The following is a 19572-nucleotide window of genomic DNA, read 5'->3' on the forward strand; positions in this document are numbered from 1 at the left end:
TCTCTCACCCGCGGGCGACATACTCCTCGAGGCTGGTCGGCGGACGGCCGGTGATGTCCTCGACCGCCGACGAGACCCCGCTCAGCTCGCCGCTCGCGATCGCGGCGTACGACGTGACCCAGCCGGCGACCTCCCACGCGGGAGCGCCGTACCCCTCCCGGGACTGGTAGGCCTCGTCCAGCGTCTCCGCCTCGTACCGGACCCGCCGGCCCCAGGCGGACGACAGTACGGCGGCCGCCTCGGCCAGCGTGAACGAGGCCGGACCGGTCAGGTCGTAGGTCATCCCGGAGTGCCCGGGGTCCACCAGAACCCGGGCCGCCACCGCTGCCACGTCGTCACGGCTGACCGCGGCCACCCGGCCGTCGCCGGCCGGCCCGCGGATCACGCCGTCCTCGCCGACGAACCCGGTCACGAAGTCGAGGTACAGGTTGTCCCGCAGGAACGTGAACTCGACGTCGTGGGACCGGACGTGCTCCTCGGTGTGCCAGTGGTCCCGCGCGAAGGTGAACGTCGCCCCGGGCGACGCCCCCAGGAACGACGTGTAGACGATCCGCCGCACACCGGCCGCCACCGCGGCGTCGACCGTGGCCTTGTGCAACGAAACCCGATCCGCGGATTCCGTTGCGCTCAGCAACATCAAGGTGTCGACCCCCGCCAGGGCGTCGGCGAACGCCTGCTCGCCGTACGCCGCCTGCGCGACCTCGGCTCCGGGCAACGAAGGAGCCCGGCCCGGGTCGCGCACGATCAGCCGTTGCGGCACCCCGGACTCCGCGAGCAGGCGCGCGATCCGGGACCCGAGCTGACCGGTGGAGCCGGTGACGCCGATCACTTGCCCACCAGGTCCATCCCGCCCTGGGTGTACCGCTGACCGGACACCGCGTCCGGCGGGAAGGCCTCGTCCAGCGCCGCCAGCTCCTCCGCGGTCAGCTGGACGTCCACAGCACCGAGGTTCTCTTCCAGGTACTTGCGCCGCTTGGTACCCGGGATCGGCGCAATGTCATTGCCCTGAGCAAGCAGCCAGGCGAGGGCCAGCTGCCCGGCCGTGACGCCCTTGGCAGCGGCCAGTTCGCGGACCTTCTCGACCAGGTCGAGGTTGCGCTGGAAGTTCTCGCCGCTGAACCGCGGCAGGCCGCGCCGCATGTCGTCGGGCTCGAAGTCGTCCGGCGACTTGAGCTGCCCGGTCAGGAAGCCGCGGCCGAGCGGGCTGAACGGGACGAACCCGACGCCCAGCTCCCGCAGCGTCGGCAGTACGACGGTCTCCGGGTCACGGGTCCACAGCGACCACTCGCTCTGGACCGCGCTGATCGGGTGGACCGCATGCGCGGCCCGGACCGTGTCGCCGTTCACCTCGGACAGCCCGAGGTACCGCACCTTGCCCGCCTGGACCAGCTCGGCCATCGCGCCGACGGTCTCCTCGATCGGGATCTGCGGGTCCTTGCGGTGCAGGTACCACAGGTCGACGTGGTCCACGCCGAGCCGCCGCAGCGAGGCGTCCAGCGCCTGCCGCGCGTACGCCGGGCTGCCGTCGACCACCGTGGGCGGGTCGTTCGGGCTGGTCGGCTTCTTGAAGCCGAACTTGGTGGCGAGGACCACCTGGTCGCGGCGGCCGGCCAGCGCGCGGCCGACCAGCTCCTCGTTGGCGCCGTCGCCGTACACGTCGGCGGTGTCGATGAAGGTGCAGCCGGCGTCGATGGCGGCGTGCAGGGTGGCGATGGACTCGGTCTCGTCCGTCGTCACACCGTAGGACTGGGACATCCCCATGCAGCCGAGGCCGAGGCAGGAGACGTGCAGGTCACCGAGCTTCGATTCACGCATGCCCCGAACCTACCGCCGTCGGCCGTTGCTGTGGGCAAGACCCCTCCGGCGGTCACGGTGAGTGACCTCAGCGGACCAGCGCCGCCTCGGACCGTACGTCGGGGCCGACGAGCACCGGGTCGAGCTGGATCCTGGTGATCCCGCGCGGCGCCAGCAGGTCGCGCAGCGCCTCCTCGGACTGGCGGACGAACTCCTGCCGCGGTCCGGTCGCGGCCCGGAGCAGGCCGAGCGTGGTGAACGCGATGCCGACCCGAGCACCGTCGGGCAGCCGCCCGGTCTGCAGTACGGCGATGCCGTCGGTGGATCGAACCGGGACGAACCAGCCAGCGCAATGTCGAGGTCTCACCCCGCCGACGCTAGGCCCGAATCCTGCCCCACACCCGTTCCCGCACACACTTCGCACAGCCTTCTCACAGCCCCACGCGGACCGGGTGAACAGGCACGCCGTCGGTGGGATCCAGGATGAGGAGGTTCACAGGCCGAGTTGTGTGGGGGTGGTGGGTGGGCCGGAGCGTAGGAGCTCCTCGATCAGGGATGGGAGGTTCCGAGGGGCGAAGCGGCCCTCGTGCGACTGCAGCTCGGAGAGGGTCCACCAGCGGTGGCCGTGGACGTTCTCGGCCTGCAGCTCCTCGGCTGTCATGGTGCCGCCGACAGCGAACGGGTCGGTGCGGACGAGGAAGATGTCGTTGATGACGCCGTCGTAGCCGGTGGCGTGGCCCTCGGCAACTACTTCCTGGTGCCAGAGGTGCGGCGGCTCGGCGGGCGCGTCGAGGCCGATTTCCTCCTGCAGCTCGCGGTGCAGGCCGTCCCGCAGCGACTCCCCCGCCTCCAGACCGCCGCCGGGCGTCGCCCAGAGCGGTCCGTCGGCGAACTCGAACCGGACCAGGAGCACCCGATCGGCGGGATCCAGGACCACCGCGCGGGCAGCGGGACGGAGCCGCGGATAGGTCAGCTCGAGCTCACGATGTTCCTCGACCGACTCGAAGCCGAAGCGATTGTTGACAATCTGCATGGCGACATTCGACTGCGCTGTCCAGGTGTGCAGGTAGCGCTGCTTCGTCCGGTGCTTCGCCAGCAGATCCAGGTTGGCCAGCTTCAGATGTGTGCCCAGGTTGTGTCCGCGGTGCTCTCGCAGTACCAGGGTGTCGTCCTGCTGCGCATGCGACGCGTCAGCCCGTGGCAGATACATCAACGTGTAGCCGGCGGGCGCTCCCGACAATGTGTGGGCCATCGTGACTAGGGCCAGGTAGTTCCGGTCGATCCGCTGCTCACTCGCCTCCAGCTTCTCCACCGTCCACGGCACGACCTCGCGCGTCATCCCGCCGGTGGGCACGTCGCGATCCATCGCGGTGTGCAGATCGGCGTACGCCTGCTGGTGTGCCGGTGGACACACGCCGGCCCACGAGGTCAGTCGATACCCGTCCAGCACTCCCGCCGTACGACGCAACTCGTCCAGCCGCACCTCGTCGTACGGCAGCGGTACGACGAAGTGGTCCTCCACATGCTCGACGGCAAACCCGAGCTTCGCCGCAAAGGCCGCGCCCGGCCACGGCTCGGACGGAACGCCGAGCTCGGTCTGGAAGATGGTCCGCCCGAGCTGTGCGGCCCGCGTGACCGCCCACTGCCACAGCGCCGTGCCGATGCCGCGGCGCCGATGCTGCGGTGGCACGTCGATCTCGACCTCGACGGTGTCCAGGTTGTCGGTCAGCCGGTACTCGAACAGCATCGCGCCGAGCACCCGGTCGTCCTCGAACGCGCCGACCGCGAGCCGCCGCTTCAGCGGTCCCGGGTTGCGCAGCGAGAACCCGAGCGCCTCCCGGCCGACCACGATCGCGGCCTCGCGCCCCGCGACCACGCCGGCGCGCAGCGCGTCGTACCACTCGTCGAACAGAGCCAGGTCGGCCGGATCGATCTCGCGAACGCTGATCACCCCGCCGAGCCAACCAGCTCAACGGTTCACCCACCAGCGAATTCCGTCCGGCGAGCGCCGGAGGCCCACCCGGATGCGGGCCTCCGGCGCGTGCTCACGCGGGAGTGATCTTGCCCTGGTACAGGTACATGATCACGAAGTTGTCGGCGTACGGCGCGTTCTTCAGGATCGGGTCGTCATCGGCCGGGAACTTGGCGACCCGGCGGCCTTCCAGCGCCGGGTTGTTTCCGTAGCGCTCCCAGAGCGGGATGATCGGCAGCAGCTCGTTGAACGCCAGCGCCGCTGCCGTGATGTTCTTCTTCTGCTCGTCGAGGTTCAGGCCCTGGGCCGACTTGTCCACCACGGACTGCAGGTCGATCGGACCGGCCGAGGTGGTCTGCTTCAGCGGGAAGTTCATGCCCTTGCCACCCTGGTTCGCCGCCAGCACGTAGTTGAACCGGTAGAGGTCCTGGACGTACGAGAAGTACGGATGCGGATGGCTCGACGCGCCCCACGCCTGGATGGCGATGTCGAACTTGCCGGCGAGCACGTCCGGCTCCTGCTGGGTGAAGGTGACACCCCGCTTGGTGATGTTGAACCCGAACTTGTTGAGCTGGTCGGCCGCGTTGGTCGCCGCCGGGTTCCAGTCCGCGAACTCGGTCGGGAACTTGATGTCGTACGCCGCCGGCTTGCCGGACGGCAGCATCCACTTGCCACCGGACTGCTTCCAGCCGGCCTGCTGCAGCAGCTGGGTCGCCTTGTCGAGGTCCTTGTCGTAGGCGTTCAGCTTCCCCTGGTCGGCGTCGGAGATCCAGTCCGGCACGGTGATGTCGGAGAAGCCGGCCATGAACTTGCAGGCCTTGCCCGAGTCGCCGAGCGCGACGGTTCCGTTCTCCTTGCGGTCCACGACGTACGCGATCGCCTGCCGGACCCGGACGTCGGCCAGCTCGGGGTGCGTGGTGTAGTTGAAGTACAGCGCCGGTCCGGAGTACACCGGCGGACGGAGGACGCGGAACCCGTTGGACTGGAAGGTCTTCTCGCTGGCGACCGCGAAGCCGTGCGTCGCGTAGTCGACGTCCTTGTTCATCACGACCGGCGTGATGTCCGAGGTCTCACCGTTGTACAGCACGACCTTGGCGAAGCCGATCTTGTCGGCGAACAGGCCCTTGTCGTTCTTGACCAGCGTCATCTGCGAGTTGGTCATGCTCTTCGGGTCGTAGTTGAACGGTCCCGAGACGACCGGGTTCTCCGGGCGGAACTTCTGGAAGTCGCCGTTCAGCTTCTTGCCCTCGCCGTCGTCCAGGCCGGCCTTGGCCTTGCGCAGGGTCTCGGCCTTGGTCGCCCACTCCCCGTAGACCGAGGCGGGCAGGATCGGCGCCCGGAGGATGTAGCGCTCGAGCACCGTGGACGGGGTGCCGATGGTGAACACCACGGTCGTGTCGTCCTGCGCCTTGACGTCGGACAGGAACGTCCAGGACTGCTGGCGCATCAGCCAGTGCAGGTTGAACGTCGACACCACGTCCTTGGCGGTCACCGGCGAGCCGTCGCTCCAGGTCAGGCCGGACCGGAGCTTCATGGTGTAGGTCTTGTTGGCCTCGTCCAGCGAGCTGGACTCGGCCATCATGTACTCGTACTTCTTGTCGGCCCAGTAGTACATGGCGCCGCTCGGGTAGATCAGGTCGAGGTACGGACTCAGCTGCTGGACGCCGTCGAGAACGCCGGCGCCCAAGTTGAAGTGGCCCTTCGGCGGCAGCTGGTACGGGTACGCGCCGTGGAATTCCTTGTTACCGGAGCTGCCCCCGTTGCTGGTGCTGTTCGGCGAGCTCGGCGAACACGCCGCCAGCGCCCCGGCGCCGGTGACGCCGACGCCGGCGATGCCGAACAGCTGGAGCACTTGCCGGCGAGAGATCGCGTTGGTCAGGGCGCTCGCGCCCGGGGAGTTCGTGCCGGAATCGTTGGTGCCGGTGGGACTCATCCTTCGTCCTTTCCTGAACTGATCGCACGCCCGCGTGATCAGGCACTGCTGGTACGACGTACTGCTAACCCCCCTCGTGTTTGTCCCGGTGCCGGGTCCAGGCGAGCCCGGCGGCCACGAGCACGCCGAGGAGCAGGCCCAGGCACAACGTGAACAACGTGACGACGAACTCCGGCGTACCCGGCGTCAGCGTGATCAGCAGGACCACGCTGGCCAGCACCAGGAACGCCGCCCAGCCGAGCGCCGCCCGGCCGACCGCCGGTGGCATCAACGGGCCGCTCCGTCCGGGCTGTCGACGCCGGCGCCGTCGCGGGCCACCACGTGGCACGCGGCCGACTGACCGGGACGGATCTCGACGAGTTCGGGTCGCGCACCGTCGCACAGACCGTCCTCGAAGCTCGGGCAGCGCGGATGGAACGAGCACCCGGCCGGCAGGTTCGCGAGGCTCGGGATCTCCAGGCTGCGCAGCGATCCCGAGCCCTTGGTCCTGGTGAGGTCGGGATCGGGTTCGGGGATCGCGTCGATCAGCGCCCGGGTGTACGGATGCGTCGGCGCGTTGACGATCCTCGGCGTCGGGCCGAACTCGACGATCCGGCCCAGGTACATCACCGCGGTCTTGCCGTGCCAGCCGAAGTACTTCGCGATCGCCAGGTCGTGCGTGATGAACAGGAACCCGACGCCGAGCTCGTCGCGCAGCCGGCCCAGCATCGCCAGCACGCTGATCCGGATCGACACGTCGAGCATCGAGGTCGACTCGTCCGCGATGATGATCTTGGGGTCGAGGGTCAGCGCCCGCGCGACGGACACCCGCTGGCGCTGTCCACCGGACAACTGGTGCGGGTACTTCGAGAGGTAGTTCTCCGCTGGGCTCAGGTCGACCTTGGTCAGCAGCTCGGCCGCCCGCTCCACGGCGGCCTTCGCGCCCTTGACCACCTTGTGCTTGAGCAGCGGCGCGGTGAGCGTCTGCTGGACGGTCCGGGTCGGGTTCAGGGACGCGTACGGATCCTGGTGCACGTACTGCACGCTGCGCCGGAACGTACCGAACTCGCGGCGGTCCATCGACCAGATGTCGGTTCCGTCGAAGGCCACCGTGCCGTCGCTCGGCCGAGTCAGACCGGCCGCCGCCCGGGCGGCAGTGGTCTTACCGGAACCGCTCTCGCCGACCAGGCAGAGCACCTCACCGGGGTTGATCGACAGGTCTACCTGGTCGACCGCGCGGATCGGGCCGGCCTTGGTGTCGAACACCTGACTGACGCCGGCCAGCGTCATCAGCGGTGTGCGGCCCTCGGCGGCGGCCGCCGGGGCGGTTTGGGTCGCGGTCATGACGCCGTCCCCAAGCCCTCGGTCCGCACCTTCCCGGCCGGCTGCACGTCCTTCCAGTGGATGCACGCCGCCTCGTGGCGATCGCCCTGCAGGTCGGTCACCGGGACGAGCGGCGGGTCGGTCTCGGTGCATTCCGCGGTGGCGAACCTGCACCGCGGGTGGAACGTGCACCCGGAGGGCAACGCGGCCAGGCTCGGCGGCCCGCCCGGGATCGACTCCAGGTCCGGCAGGTCGCCGACGATCGGTGGGACAGCCTTGATCAGCCCGAGTGTGTACGGGTGCCGCGGGCGGTAGAACAGGTCGCGGACCCCACCGGTCTCCACGATGCGACCGGCGTACATGGTCGCGACCCGGTCGGCGAGCTCGGCGGCCAGGGAGAGATCGTGGGAGATGAAGATCATCGAGAAGCCGAGCCGCTCGCGCACCTCGTGCAGCACGTCGACGACCGATCGCTGGGTGAGGATGTCGAGCGCGGTGGTCGGCTCGTCGAGAATCAGCAGTTCGGGCTCGAGCAGCAGGCTCATCGCGATCAGCACCCGCTGCCGCATGCCGCCGGACAGCTCGTGCGGGTAGCAGTCCATCACCCGCTCCGGCTCCAGCCGCACCAGCCGGAGCAGCTCACCGGCCCGGTCCTCGATCTCCCGGCGGTTCGCCTTGGTGTGCGCACGCATCGTGTCGTGCATGTGCGCGCGGATCTTCAGCACCGGGTTGAAGGCGTTCATCGCGCCCTGGAAGACCATCGCCGCTTCCCGCCACCGGAACTGCCGCAGGTCGCGTCCGCCCAGACCGAGTACGTCGATCTCGGTACCGTCACCGCGGTTCAGAGTCACCTTGCCCCTGGCGTGTCCCAGCCGCGGCAGCAGGCGCAGCAGGCCGAGACCGAACGTGGTCTTCCCGCACCCGCTCTCCCCCACGAGCGCGAGACTCTCGCCCGGGTAGAGGTCGAGGTCAATCCCGCGGACGGCCTGCACTGTGGTGCCGGAACCGGTCCGGTACTCCACCGTGAAGTCGCGGACGGACAGCAGCGGCTTGTCCCGGCCGCCGCGCATCGTGCGGGCCGGGTCCGAAGACATCGTCGTCACCATGCTCACCCGTCCCGGAGGCGCGGGTTGAGGATTTCCTCGAGGGATCTCGTCATCATCACCAATCCGAGCAGGAGCAGGACGATCGCGACGACGGGAGCGAGGATCCAGGCCAGGCTCGCGTCGTTGAAGACGGCGCCCGCGATCCAGGCGCGGTTGAGCATGATGCCCCAGTTCGATCCGGTCAGCGGCGCCAGACCGAGCAGGTAGAGACCGACCAGCTGGTAGATCGCGTTCGTCACGCCGATCATGAAGTTCATCAGGATGAAGCTGGCCATGTTCGGAAGGATCTCGACGAACACCACCCGCATCGTGCCGAGGTCGAGCAGCCGGGCCGCCTCGACGAACTCGCGTTCCTTCAGCGACAGGACCTGCGCCCGCACCGCCCGGGTCAGCACCGGCCAGGACAGGCCGCCGACCAGCAGCGCGAGCAGGATCGGCGAGTCGAGCCTGAACATCGCCCCCAGGACCGCGAGCAGGACGATCTGCGGGATCGTCAGGACGACGTCGGCCGCGGTCACGACGGCCGAGTCGCCCCAGCCGCCGAGGTAGGCGGCCAGCGAACCGAGGACGATCGCCACCGCGGTCGAGATCGCCGCGGCGAAGAACCCGACGAAGATGACGGTCCGGCCGCCACCGATCATCTGGATCAGGACGTCCTTGCCCTCGTTGTCGGTCCCGAGCAGGTGGCCGGGCGATCCGGCCGGCAACAGGATCTCCTGCACGTTCGGCGTCACCTCCGGCGTGAAGAACGGTCCGATCGCGGTGACCAGCACCAGGAACACCACGATCACGAAGCCGATGAAGCCGGCCGGACTGCGCCGCAGCGCACGAAGGATTCCGCTGAAGCGGGAGACACTCGTCGTACCGATGGCGGTGACGTCTCCGGCGGTCACAACGTCGGCCATGGCGTCACCCCTTCGCCTTTGAGCCGACCCGGATCCGCGGATCCAAACGGCTGTAGAGGACGTCGGCGAGCAGGTTGGCCACCACCACCGAGATCGTGACGACCAGGAAGATTCCTTGCAGGACGGGATAGTCGCGCGCCGAGACCGCGTTGTAGAGGCTGTACCCGATGCCCTGGTAGCCGAAGATCCGCTCCACGAAGATCGAGCCGCCGACGACGAAGCCGAGTGACACCGCGAGAGCGCTGAACAGGGGCAGTACGGCGTTACGCCCGACGTACCCGGTCCGGATCCGGGAGTCGGTCAGGCCACGCGCCCGCGCGACGGTCACGTAGTCCTCGCCGAGCGTCTCCACGGTCGACGACTTCATCACCAGCGCCCAGGACCCGACCGTGGTCAACGTGTAGGCGAGGATCGGCAGCATCGCGTGGTAGAAGATGTCGTTCAGGAAGCTCAGGCTGAAGGCCGGCTCGACGCCCGGGGTGTAGGAGCCGCGCGCCTGGGTCAGGTTGAAGACCTGCAGCTTCACGCCGAGGAACACGACGATCAGGATCGCCAGGATGTAGTTCGGGATCGCGTGCAGGAGGGCTCCGATCGAGCTGAGCGTGTGGTCGATCCAGCTCTCCCGGCGGTAGGCCATGATCATTCCTGCCACGATGCCGATGACGAAACTGACGATCGTCGCGACGCCGACCGAGAACAGCGTCCAGGGCAGGTAGGTCTTGATGACCTGGGCGACGGTGGTGCCCGGCGACAGCAGCGAGTTCCCGAAGTCGCCGTGCAGCAGGTTGAGCATGTACGTGGCGTACTGCTGGATCAGCGGTTCGTCCGGGTCGAGCGAGAACAGGTTGCGCGCCTGCGCGGCGGCGTCCTGGTACGACATGCCGGTCTGCGCGATCGTGGTCTGGATGTAGGTGTCGACCGGGTTGCCCGGGAGCAGCCGGACCAGGAAGAACGTGCCGGTCGTGACGATGAAGACGGTCAGGACCGCCTTCGCGATCCGGCGGACCAGCCAGGACTGGACGAACCGCTTCGCGACCGGGGGCCGCACCCGGATCGGCCCTTCGATCAGCTTCCCAGCCGGTGTTTCGACCGCACCGCCCACACAGCTCACCTCCAGCGACTACCGACGAGCAGGCCCCCGGTTCGCGCTTTAGTAAGGCTCGGTGCCTTACACGGTTCTGTGCGCAGTGACGATAGTGTGCGCATTCACAGACAAGGAGTCAACGGATTCTGACAACGTTGCCCACAGTGAGCAATCCAGCGGTCACCGCACGCCAAATCGCCCGTCACCCCTTGCGAAGGGTGACGGGCGATGAGCGACGGCCGGCGGGTGCCGGTGCCTAACGCGTCGCGCGGTTGATGGCGGAGACGACTGCCTTCAGCGAGGCGGTGAGGATGTTGGCGTCGCGGCCGACGCCCCAGTAGACCTCGTCGCCGACCTCGCACTCGACGTACGCCGCGGCCAGGGCGTCACCGCCGGCCGAGAGCGCGTGCTCGTGGTAGTCCAGCACCCGGACGTCGTACTTCAGCGGCCGGATCGCGTCGACGAACGCCGACACCGGGCCGTTGCCCTCGCCGACCAGCTCGTGCGGCACGCCGTTCGAGTACACCTGCACGCGGAGCTGGTCGCCCTGGCCCTCGCCGGACGACGAGTTGACCGTCAGCAGCGACAACTTGCCCGGCGCCAGGTACTCGGCCGCGAAGATGTCCCACATGTGCTGCGGGTTCACCTCGCCGCCCTCGGAGTCGGTGTGCTGCTGGATCACCCGGCTGAACTCGATCTGCAGCCGGCGCGGCAGGTCGAGCCGGTGCTCCGACTTCATGATGTACGCGACGCCGCCCTTGCCGGACTGCGAGTTGACCCGGATGACCGCCTCGTACGACCGGCCGACGTCCTTCGGGTCGATCGGCAGGTACGGCGCCTCCCAGGCGATCTCGGAGACCGGCCGGCCCTCGGCCGCGGCCTGCTTGTCGAGCGCCTCCAGGCCCTTCTTGATCGCGTCCTGGTGCGAGCCGGAGAACGCGGTGTAGACCAGGTCGCCGGCGTACGGCTGCCGCTCGGGCACCCGCATCTGGGTGCAGTACTCGACCGTACGGCGGATCTCGTCGATGTCGGCGAAGTCGATCTGCGGGTCGATGCCCTGGCTGAACAGATTCATCCCCAGCGTGACCAGGTCGACGTTGCCGGTCCGCTCGCCGTGGCCGAACAGGCAGCCCTCGACCCGGTCGGCGCCGGCCATCAGAGCGAGCTCGGTCGCGGCCACCGCGGTGCCGCGGTCGTTGTGCGGGTGCAGGCTGATGGTGCTGTGCTCGCGCCGGGTCAGGTTGCGGCTGAACCACTCGATCTGGTCGGCGTACACGTTCGGGGTGGACATCTCGACGGTGGCCGGCAGGTTCAGGATGATCTCCCGGCCCTCGGCCGGCTGCCACTGGTCGCTGACCGCCTCACAGACCTCGAGCGCGAACTCCAGCTCGGTCCCGGTGAAGATCTCCGGGCTGTACTGGTAGCCGAACTCGCAGTCGCCCAGCATGTCGTCGGCGTACTTCATCACCGTCTCGGTGCCGCGGACCGCGATGTTCAGGCACTCGGCCTTGTCCACGTTGAACACGACCCGGCGGAACAGTGGCGCGGTCGCGTTGTAGAGGTGGATGGTCGCCTTCGGCGAGCCCTGCAGCGACTGCACGGTGCGCTCGATCAGCTCGTCGCGGGCCTGGGTCAGCACCGAGATGGTGACGTCGTCGGGGATGACGTCCTCTTCGATCAGGCTGCGGACGAAGTCGAAGTCGTACTGGCTGGCGCTCGGGAAACCGACCTCGATCTCCTTGTAGCCCATCTTCACCAGCAGGTCGAACATCCGCCGCTTGCGGGCCGGCGACATCGGCTCGACCAGAGCCTGGTTGCCGTCACGCAGGTCGGTGGACAGCCAGCGCGGGGTCTTGTCGACCGACTTCGCCGGCCAGGTGCGGTCCGGCAGGTCGATCGGGGGAAACGCGCGGTAGCGCTGGATCGGCATCCCGGACGGCTGCTGGACGGGCTTGGGCTGGTTCTTCGGTGCCACGGGGGTTCTCCTCGGGAGGTGCTGTGCTCAATCGAAACGGGCTCTGGGTCGCAGGACGACCGGCGTACGACGAGACTCCGCGGCGAGGGAACCGGCCTTGTCAGGCCTCGCCGCGGCAGCGAAGGAGGAGAAGCTGGTGCCGCATGATGCCAGTGAGTCTAAGCACAAACCCCCTGGCCCGTCGAACCCGGGGTCCGCCGGGCGAGACACGCAGAGTGACGAGCCCGGCCTGAAGATGTGCTGAAGAACCCGGCAGAGCGGCTGCGGACCGGGCCCGCGGCAGTGCGAGGATGACCGGATGGCGGCCCGGGTGCTGGTGGTCGAGGACGCGGAACCGATCCGGACCGGCGTCGGGATCGCGCTGGCCGAGGCCGGTCACGCGGTCCGGACCCGGGCGGACGGCGACGGGTTCGAGCGGGAGCTGGCGGAGTACCAGCCGGATCTCGTGCTGCTCGACGTGATGCTGCCCGGGCGGGACGGGTTCGAGTTGCTGACGGTCACTCGGGAGACGTCGAACGCCGGGGTCATTCTGCTGACCGCGCGTGACGGCGTCGAGGATCGGCTGCACGGTCTACGGACCGGCGCCGACGACTACGTGGTGAAGCCGTTCGTGCTGGCCGAGCTGATCGCTCGGGTGGAGGCGCTGCTGCGGCGGATGGGCCGGCTCCGGACCGTGCTGGAGGTGGGTGACCTGGCGGTCGACGTCGAGGCGGGCTCGGTACGGCGTGCCGGCGAGGCGATCGAGCTGACGGCGACGGAGTACAAGTTGCTCGCGTTCCTCGCCGGGCGCAGCGGCAAGGTCGTCGGCAAGACCCAGCTGCTGACAGCAGTCTGGGGGTACGACGATTATGCGGCCAACCTGGTCGAAGTCCACGTGAGCGCCCTCCGCCGGAAGCTGGAGGCGCACGGCCCGCGGTTGCTGCACACCGTCCGTGGCTCCGGCTACGTCTTGCGGCCGCCGTCGTGAGGCCGCTGCGTACTGCGTCCCTGCGCTTCCGAGTGACGATGACGGCGATCGCCGTACTGCTGGTGGTGCTGCCGGTGACTGGGTTGACGGTGAAGGCGGTGTTCGACGCGCAGGCCGAGCGGAGCCTGGACTCGCTGCTGACCGGGCGGGCTCAGCTGGCGCAGCAGCTCGCCCGGCAGAACGTTGCGCCAGGCAACCTGGTACGGCGGATCGACGCGGACGGGGTCCGGGTCACGCTGATCCTGCGGTCGGGGCAGCAGCTCGGCGCACCGCCGGTGGATCCGGGTGGGACCGTGCGGCAGGTGCGGACGACGTTGCAGGCCGGGCAGCGGACTCGTGGCGCGACGTTGCTGCTGTCGGCGGACACGGCGTTGCTCGCGGATGCGAGTGCTCGGCTGCGCAATGTGTTGCTGGTGTCTGGTGCGGCAGCGATCCTGATCACTGCGCTCGCGCTGGTGATCGGGATGCGGTTCGCGCTCGCGCCGCTGGATGCGATGACCGGTCTCGCTCGGTCGATCGCTGCAGGTCGGCGCGGTGGGCGGTTGCAGCCGGAGCGCGCCGACACCGAGCTCGGGCGTACGGCGGCCGCGTTCGACGAGATGCTGGACGCGCTGGAGGGCGCGGAGCGGACTGCCCGGCGGTCGGAGGACCGGATGCGGGAGTTCGTTGCTGATGCCGCGCACGAGCTGCGAACCCCTGTGGCCGGTCTGCAAACCGCAGCCGAGACCCTGATCCAGCTCGGACCGGACGCTACCGCTTCCCGCCGGGAGGAGCTCGAGCTCCTCCTGGTTCGCGAATCCCGCCGAGCGGGCACCCTGGTCGCGGACCTCCTCGAACTCAGCCGAATCGACGCCGGCCTCCAACTCCATCTCGCGCCCGTGGATCTCCGGCACTTGGCCGACAGCCAAGCAACCCGCCTCAGCCTGGTTGCCCCCGACCTCACCATCAACGTCACCGGCACCGGCACGGTGACCGCGGACCCCGAACGCCTGGCCCAAGTCCTGGCCAACCTCCTCGACAACGCCCGCCAGGTAGGCGCCCGGTCGGTGCAGATCTCGGTCGCCCCGACGGGCGTGTTGGTGGAGGACGACGGCCCGGGAGTCCCCGTGGAGGTCCGCGAACGAATCTTCCACCGGTTGGTCCACGGTCCCCAGAGCAACGGGGCAGGCTTGGGCTTGGCAATTGCCCGAGGCATCGTTCGCGCCCACGGCGGCGACCTGACAGTCGCCGACCGAGCGGACGGCCGCCGCGGTGCGGCGTTCCACCTGAACCTCCCCAGCTGACCCGTCGCTTACACCTTCAGCAGGCCGTTGATGGTCGTTTGGTGGTTGGCGAGGATTTGGCCGGGGTCGGCGCCCAACACGTCTTGGAGGACGGTGGCATAGATGTCCCGGAAGTCGGTTGATGCTTTGAGGTCGCCGTGGGACAGGTCCGTCAGGCTTGGTTGGGTGCCGTAGAAGCCGCCCGCGACCTTGTCGCCCAGGAGGAAGACTGGGCCGGCGGTGCCGTGGTCGGTGCCGTCGCTGCCGTTTGCTTGGACTCGGCGGCCGAATTCGGAGTAGACGAGGACCACTGCGTTGCGGCCGCGGTCTGTCTTGTGTAGGCGTTGGGTGAAGGGGGTCAGGGCCTTGTCCAGCTCGGTGAGAAGGCGTTGCTGGGTGCTTCGTTCGTCGGCGTGGGTGTCGAAGCCTCCCAAGGAAGCCGAGTAGGCCCGAGTGGGGACGCCGGCCTCGATCAGGCCGGCGATCAGGTCGAGTTGGGCGCCGAGCTGGGAGGTGCCGCCGGCAGACGCGCCCTGCGTGCGTTGCTCGTCTTCCTCTTCCTCCTGCTCGTGTCCGGTGCGGACTGCCTGGCCCAGCACGCGCGTCGCGTCCTGCAGCTCCTGGACCGCCTTCGCAGCTCGCGCCTGCCAGCGCCCCTCCCCCGGACTCGGCTCGCCCAGCGCGGCGTACGCCGTACCGACCGCGCCCTTCGGCAGGGCCAGCCCACGCAACGGCAGCGACGCAGCAGCAGTCGTCTCGCCTGCCAGCAAAGGTGGCAGCGTCGGCTCGACTGAGACGGCTCGCAGCGGGTCGGCGCCGGTCGCGTCCAGCCACCGCCCGAGCCACCCGGACGGCACCGGCGACTTCGGCGCCGCCGTCTGCCAGATCGCCATCGACCGGAAGTGGCTGCGATCAGGTTCCGGATAGCCGACGCCGCGCACGATCGCGAGCCGCTTGTCGTCCCACAGCCCCTTCAGTCCAGTCATCCCCGGGTTGAGCCCGAGCCCATCACCCAGCTCGAGCACCTCATCCGGCTGATAAGCGAGCTCGGGCCGCGCCTTCTGGTACGCCGGATCGCCTGCAGGCACAACCGTGTTGAGTCCGTCATTGCCGCCGTACAAGGTGATGACCACCAACACGGACTGATCGCTCGGCAGCGGATCGTCGACCGCCGCGGTCAGCAGATCGGACCAGTTCACCTGGGTCGCCCCTGCGGCCAGCGCACCGGCAGCAGTGACGCCACTCAGGGTCAGGAACCGCCGTCTGGTCAGGTTGTCCATCGGTCCTCCTTATCCGCTGACCACGTACTCGGGTGCGCAGGCGGCGACAGCCGTCAACTGCGCGGGGTCCTTCACACCGGCCAGCGCCGCCTTCGTCCGAGCGGACCAACCATCGACGCCGAGCAGGGCGGCCACCCCGTCCACGGACAGTGCGGGCAACTCCGCCTGCTTCGCCAGGTGCTGCGCGAGTTGCAGCCGCGTCAGCCCCGCCGACGTCGTCAGCCAACTCGCACCGGATGGCCAGCCACCAACACTCGGCGGCCGAAAAGGCAGCTGCCCCATCCCGCGAAGCCCGGCCAGCAGCTTCGTCTGCTCCTTCTCGGGCAGCTTCCCCGGTTGGATGCGCAGCGCCCGCATCAGGCCGATAGCCCACTCCACCGGCTGCTTCACCAACGCCGACTCCGAGTCCCGGAACGCCGGCTCGCCAACCATTGCCGTCAGCAACGACCGGACATCGCGCTCCGGTCCGTAGGCCTTCGCCAACCGCGCGACAGTCCCCGCGTCCGGCGGCGTCGACGACACCAGCCGGAACCACAGCCGCCCGATCACAAATCCCGCCGACGCAGGCTGACTCAACGCGAGGACGGCGAACCCCTTGGCGTCGAAGCTGCCCGTCGTACCGAACAGGGTCTTGGAGCCGGCGTCGAAGCGCCGCCGCTGCAGCGTCGCCTTCGGTCTGAGCACCCAGCCGGTCAGGCAGCGCGCGCCCTCGGCCACGTCTTTCTCGGTGTAGTGGCCGATGCCGAGGGTGAAGAGCTCGAGGAACTCGCGGGCCAGGTTCTCGTTCGGCGTCCCGCGACGGTTCCGCTGCCCGTCGAGCCAGCGGATCATCGCGGTGTCGACGACCATCGCCTGGGCCAGATCGCCGAACCGGCCGAGCGCGTGCGTCCGCTGGGTCTGGTTCTGGGCCAGCATCCAGGCGGCGTTGCGGACCTTCTGGTTGCTGGTCGCGAAGTGCCCGTGCCAGAACCAGGTCAGTCGCTCGCCCGCCGTCCGGCTCGCCACCATCCGGTCGAGCCACCAGACGGCCAGCTTCCGCTCCTGCCCGGCCCGCGCCCGCGCCGCCGCCTTCCGCTCCTCCTTCGACTTCGACGCGACCTTCCCCGGTGGCTCGAGCCCGGTCGGTGGCGCGAAGGCACCCGCGGACGCATCAGGTCCCGGTCCCAGCAGCCGCCGCACAGTCTCGTCGTACCCGGCGCTCAGCTCACCGGGCGCCGGCCCGAACCCGAGCCGATCGTTCAGCCGCCGCGCCGCGGCCCGCTCGCTGATCTCGCTCATGCCCCCGATCGTTTCCGGCGGCCCGCGCCCGGACCAGTTTCGGCGGCCTTTCTTCAGCCAACCCACAGGTCGAGTTGCCTTCAAGCGTGCTTGAATTCTTAAGCTTCCGGTATGACTCGAAACCTCGCCGACCGGATCGGCACCCACGGCCTCGGTGTGCTGGTCACGCTGAAGCGCGACGGCAGGCCGCAGCTGTCGAACGTCACCTACGTGTTCGACGGCGAGCGGATCCGGGTGTCGCTCACCGACGGCCGGGCCAAGACGAAGAACCTGCGCCGCGACCCGCGCGCCAGCCTGTACGTCGACGGTCCCGGTGGCCGCTCGTACGTCGTACTCGAAGGCAAGGCCGAGCTCAGCCCGGTCGCCGCGGACCCGTACGACGAGGTGGTCGAGGACCTCGTCGACTACTACCGGACCGCATCCGGCGAGCACCCGGACTGGGACGAGTACCGCCGGGCGATGGTCACCGACAAGCGCCTCGTCCTGTCGATGACCATCGACCACGCCTACGGGATGCCTACCCCTTCTTGAGGTCGAAGCGGTCGAGCTCCATCACCTTGACCCAGGCGGCGACGAAGTCGGCCAGGAACTTGTCCTCCGCGTCCGCGCTGGCGTAGACCTCCGCCAGCGACCGGAGCTGCGAGTTGGCGCCGAAGACCAGGTCGACCGGAGTCGCCGTCCACTTGAGCTCGCCGGTCGCGACGTCGCGGATCTCGAAGACGTTCTCCTCCGACTCCGACGTCTTCCACTCGGCCCCGGGGGCGAGCAGGTTCCGGAAGAAGTCGGTGGTCAGCGCACCGGGCCGGTCGGTGAAGAACCCGTGCTGCCCACGACCGACCCCCATCGCCCGCAGGCCGCCGACCAGGACGGTCAGCTCCGGCGCGGTCAGGGTCAGCATGTACGCGCGGTCGAGCAGCAGCGTCTCCGGCGCGAGCTTCTCCCCGGCCTTGAGGTAGTTGCGGAAGCCGTCCGCGCGCGGCTCGAGGACGGCGAACGAGTCGACGTCGGTCTGTTCCTGCGAGGCGTCGGTCCGGCCCGGGTGGAACGGGACGGTGATGTCGCGACCGGCGTTCCGCGCAGCCTGCTCCACTGCAACGCCACCGGCGAGCACGATCAGGTCCGCCAGCGACACCGGCTTGCCGAACTCCTGCTGGATCTGCTCGAGGACCTGCAGCACCTTTGCCAGCTCGGCCGGCTCGTTGACCTCCCAGTTGCGCTGCGGCTCGAGCCGGATCCGGGCGCCGTTCGCCCCACCGCGCTTGTCGGTGCCACGGAAGCTGGCCGCGGCCGCCCAGGCGGTGGACGCCAGCTGCGCGACGGACAGGCCGGAGGCCAGGATCTTCTCCTTGAGCGCCGCGACGTCCTCGGCGCCGATCAGCTCGTGGTCGACGGCCGGGACCGGGTCCTGCCAGAGCTGCGGCTCCGGAACCCAGGGGCCCAGGAACCGCGAGACCGGGCCCATGTCGCGGTGCAGCAGCTTGTACCAGGCCTTGGCGAAGGCCAGCGCGAACTCGTCCGGGTTCTCGAAGAACCGCCGCGAGATCGGCCCGTAGATCGGGTCGAAGCGCAACGCCAGGTCGGTCGTCAGCATCGTCGGGCGGTGCTTGAGGTTCGGCACGTGCGCGTCGGGCACGGTCTCCTCGGCGTCCTTGGCGACCCACTGGTGGGCGCCGGCCGGGCTCTTCGTGAGCTCGTACTCGTAGCCGAAGAGGTTCTCGAAGAAGCCGTTCCCGAACTGGGTCGGCGTACTCGTCCAGGTCACCTCGAGACCGCTGGTGATGGTGTCCTTGCCCTTGCCGGTGCCGAAGCCGCTGTGCCAGCCGAGCCCCTGCGACTCCAGCGGCGCGGCCTCGGGCTCGGGCCCGACCTGGTCGGCCGGTCCGGCGCCATGAGTCTTGCCGAACGAGTGGCCGCCGGCGATCAGCGCGACGGTCTCCTCGTCGTTCATCGCCATCCGGGCGAACGTCTCGCGGATGTCGCGCGCGGCGGCGAGCGGGTCCGGATTGCCGTTGGGCCCCTCGGGGTTGACGTAGATCAGACCCATCTGGACGGCGCCGAGAGCGCCACCCAGTTCGCGGTCACCGCTGTAGCGCTCGTCGCCGAGCCAGGTGTCCTCCGGACCCCAGTAGATCTCCTCGGGCTCCCAGATGTCCTCGCGCCCGAAGCCGAAACCGAACGTGCGGAAGCCCATGTCGTCCAGGGCCACGTTGCCGGCCAGCACCAGCAGGTCGGCCCAGGAGATCTTCCGGCCGTACTTCTGCTTCACCGGCCACAACAGCCGCCGCGCCTTGTCGAGATTGGCGTTGTCGGGCCAGCTGTTCAGCGGCGCGAACCGCTGGGATCCGTCGCCGCCCCCGCCGCGGCCGTCCTCGATCCGGTAGGTGCCGGCCGCGTGCCAGCTCATCCGGATGAACAGCGGGCCGTAGTGGCCGAAGTCGGCCGGCCACCAGTCCTGCGACGTCCGCATCACCTCGACGATGTCGGCCTTCAGGGCGTCCACGTCGAGCTTGGCGAACTCCGCGGCATAGTCAAAGCCGTCCTCCATCGGGTTCGACTTCTGCGCGTGCGGGTGCAGGATGGACAGGTCCAGCTGGTTCGGCCACCAGTCCTGGTTCGTCCGCGGCCGGGTCGCCCGTGGAGTCGGGGCGTCGATGACCGGGTTCTCGCTCTCACTGCCGTGCTGGGTAACACCCGACGTGTCGGACATGCTCAAC

17 protein-coding genes are annotated in these 19572 nt (G+C 69.1%); 3 read left to right on the top strand and 14 right to left on the bottom strand.

Features of this window, described 5'->3' with window-relative positions; all coding sequences use genetic code 11:
* Nucleotides 1-4: 4 nt before the first annotated feature.
* From ACWCOV_RS18105 to leuA, 11 genes are all read right to left on the bottom strand, one after another.
* Entirely contained in the window at nucleotides 5-829 is an 825-nt protein-coding gene (locus tag ACWCOV_RS18105) for an SDR family oxidoreductase (RefSeq protein ID WP_449830411.1), read from the bottom strand.
* Nucleotides 826-1815, bottom strand: a complete 990-nt coding sequence (locus ACWCOV_RS18110; protein ID WP_449830412.1) for an aldo/keto reductase — start codon at nucleotides 1813-1815, stop codon at nucleotides 826-828. The genes ACWCOV_RS18105 and ACWCOV_RS18110 overlap by 4 nt, the downstream gene beginning before the upstream one ends.
* A 67-nt stretch (nucleotides 1816-1882) precedes the next feature.
* Nucleotides 1883-2161, bottom strand: coding sequence for an SAV_915 family protein (locus ACWCOV_RS18115; protein ID WP_449830413.1), 279 nt, complete (start codon nucleotides 2159-2161; stop codon nucleotides 1883-1885).
* A 126-nt stretch (nucleotides 2162-2287) separates the two neighbouring features.
* On the bottom strand, nucleotides 2288-3745 hold the full coding sequence (locus ACWCOV_RS18120; protein ID WP_449830414.1) for a GNAT family N-acetyltransferase: 1458 nt from the start codon (nucleotides 3743-3745) through the stop codon (nucleotides 2288-2290).
* A 94-nt stretch (nucleotides 3746-3839) separates the two neighbouring features.
* On the bottom strand, nucleotides 3840-5699 hold the full coding sequence (locus ACWCOV_RS18125; protein WP_449830415.1) for an ABC transporter substrate-binding protein: 1860 nt from the start codon (nucleotides 5697-5699) through the stop codon (nucleotides 3840-3842).
* Between the two features lie 64 nt (nucleotides 5700-5763).
* Nucleotides 5764-5967: a hypothetical protein gene (locus ACWCOV_RS18130; protein ID WP_449830416.1), complete on the bottom strand. Its 204-nt coding sequence runs from the start codon at nucleotides 5965-5967 to the stop codon at nucleotides 5764-5766.
* Complete coding sequence (locus ACWCOV_RS18135) at nucleotides 5967-7022, bottom strand: ABC transporter ATP-binding protein (protein WP_449830417.1); 1056 nt, start codon at nucleotides 7020-7022, stop codon at nucleotides 5967-5969. The genes ACWCOV_RS18130 and ACWCOV_RS18135 overlap by 1 nt, the downstream gene beginning before the upstream one ends.
* A complete protein-coding gene (locus tag ACWCOV_RS18140) occupies nucleotides 7019-8095 on the bottom strand; it encodes an ABC transporter ATP-binding protein (RefSeq protein WP_449830418.1) in 1077 nt (358 codons plus the stop codon). Before ACWCOV_RS18140 ends, ACWCOV_RS18135 begins: the two co-directional genes overlap by 4 nt.
* Nucleotides 8096-8109: 14 nt before the next feature.
* A complete protein-coding gene (locus ACWCOV_RS18145) occupies nucleotides 8110-9012 on the bottom strand; it encodes an ABC transporter permease (RefSeq protein WP_449830419.1) in 903 nt (300 codons plus the stop codon).
* Between the two features lie 4 nt (nucleotides 9013-9016).
* The gene (locus ACWCOV_RS18150) at nucleotides 9017-10114 is read right to left on the bottom strand and encodes an ABC transporter permease (RefSeq protein WP_449830420.1); all 1098 of its coding nucleotides are present in this window, start codon (nucleotides 10112-10114) and stop codon (nucleotides 9017-9019) included.
* Between the two features lie 238 nt (nucleotides 10115-10352).
* Entirely contained in the window at nucleotides 10353-12026 is a 1674-nt protein-coding gene (gene leuA, locus ACWCOV_RS18155; protein WP_449830480.1) for a 2-isopropylmalate synthase, read from the bottom strand.
* A 343-nt stretch (nucleotides 12027-12369) separates the two neighbouring features.
* Between leuA and ACWCOV_RS18160 the strand changes: the two genes are divergently transcribed.
* The gene (locus ACWCOV_RS18160; protein ID WP_449830421.1) at nucleotides 12370-13038 is read left to right on the top strand and encodes a response regulator transcription factor; all 669 of its coding nucleotides are present in this window, start codon (nucleotides 12370-12372) and stop codon (nucleotides 13036-13038) included.
* Nucleotides 13039-13076: 38 nt separating this feature from the next.
* Nucleotides 13077-14321, top strand: coding sequence for an ATP-binding protein (locus ACWCOV_RS18165; RefSeq protein WP_449830422.1), 1245 nt, complete (start codon nucleotides 13077-13079; stop codon nucleotides 14319-14321).
* Between the two features lie 8 nt (nucleotides 14322-14329).
* Here the strand turns inward: ACWCOV_RS18165 and ACWCOV_RS18170 are convergent, their stop codons facing one another.
* Together ACWCOV_RS18170 and ACWCOV_RS18175 are read right to left on the bottom strand one after the other, a co-directional pair.
* Nucleotides 14330-15580: a DUF1501 domain-containing protein gene (locus ACWCOV_RS18170; RefSeq protein ID WP_449830423.1), complete on the bottom strand. Its 1251-nt coding sequence runs from the start codon at nucleotides 15578-15580 to the stop codon at nucleotides 14330-14332.
* 9 nt (nucleotides 15581-15589) lie between these two features.
* A complete protein-coding gene (locus ACWCOV_RS18175) occupies nucleotides 15590-16858 on the bottom strand; it encodes a DUF1800 domain-containing protein (RefSeq protein WP_449830424.1) in 1269 nt (422 codons plus the stop codon).
* A 111-nt stretch (nucleotides 16859-16969) separates the two neighbouring features.
* Between ACWCOV_RS18175 and ACWCOV_RS18180 the strand changes: the two genes are divergently transcribed.
* Nucleotides 16970-17389, top strand: a complete 420-nt coding sequence (locus ACWCOV_RS18180) for a PPOX class F420-dependent oxidoreductase (protein ID WP_449830425.1) — start codon at nucleotides 16970-16972, stop codon at nucleotides 17387-17389.
* On the opposite strand, the gene katG is transcribed toward ACWCOV_RS18180, so the two are convergent.
* Complete coding sequence (katG, locus tag ACWCOV_RS18185) at nucleotides 17376-19565, bottom strand: catalase/peroxidase HPI (RefSeq protein WP_449830426.1); 2190 nt, start codon at nucleotides 19563-19565, stop codon at nucleotides 17376-17378. The two genes, ACWCOV_RS18180 and katG, sit on opposite strands and share 14 nt — an antisense overlap.
* Nucleotides 19566-19572 lie beyond the last annotated feature (7 nt).

The sequence above is a fragment of the Kribbella sp. NPDC002412 genome, assembly GCF_053592935.1.

Excerpts from the sequence above, each read along its gene's own strand:
- ACWCOV_RS18145 (WP_449830419.1), bottom strand. The coding sequence starts at position 9,012 with ATGGCCGACGTTGTGACCGCCGGAGACGTCACCGCCATCGGTACGACG.
- ACWCOV_RS18125 (WP_449830415.1), bottom strand. The coding sequence starts at position 5,699 with ATGAGTCCCACCGGCACCAACGATTCCGGCACGAACTCCCCGGGCGCG.
- ACWCOV_RS18130 (WP_449830416.1), bottom strand. The coding sequence starts at position 5,967 with ATGCCACCGGCGGTCGGCCGGGCGGCGCTCGGCTGGGCGGCGTTCCTG.
- leuA (WP_449830480.1), bottom strand. The coding sequence starts at position 12,026 with ATGCCGATCCAGCGCTACCGCGCGTTTCCCCCGATCGACCTGCCGGAC.
- katG (WP_449830426.1), bottom strand. The coding sequence starts at position 19,565 with ATGTCCGACACGTCGGGTGTTACCCAGCACGGCAGTGAGAGCGAGAAC.
- ACWCOV_RS18110 (WP_449830412.1), bottom strand. The coding sequence starts at position 1,815 with ATGCGTGAATCGAAGCTCGGTGACCTGCACGTCTCCTGCCTCGGCCTC.
- ACWCOV_RS18180 (WP_449830425.1), top strand. The coding sequence starts at position 16,970 with ATGACTCGAAACCTCGCCGACCGGATCGGCACCCACGGCCTCGGTGTG.
- ACWCOV_RS18170 (WP_449830423.1), bottom strand. The coding sequence starts at position 15,580 with ATGGACAACCTGACCAGACGGCGGTTCCTGACCCTGAGTGGCGTCACT.
- ACWCOV_RS18140 (WP_449830418.1), bottom strand. The coding sequence starts at position 8,095 with ATGTCTTCGGACCCGGCCCGCACGATGCGCGGCGGCCGGGACAAGCCG.
- ACWCOV_RS18165 (WP_449830422.1), top strand. The coding sequence starts at position 13,077 with ATGACGGCGATCGCCGTACTGCTGGTGGTGCTGCCGGTGACTGGGTTG.
- ACWCOV_RS18175 (WP_449830424.1), bottom strand. The coding sequence starts at position 16,858 with ATGAGCGAGATCAGCGAGCGGGCCGCGGCGCGGCGGCTGAACGATCGG.
- ACWCOV_RS18135 (WP_449830417.1), bottom strand. The coding sequence starts at position 7,022 with ATGACCGCGACCCAAACCGCCCCGGCGGCCGCCGCCGAGGGCCGCACA.
- ACWCOV_RS18160 (WP_449830421.1), top strand. The coding sequence starts at position 12,370 with ATGGCGGCCCGGGTGCTGGTGGTCGAGGACGCGGAACCGATCCGGACC.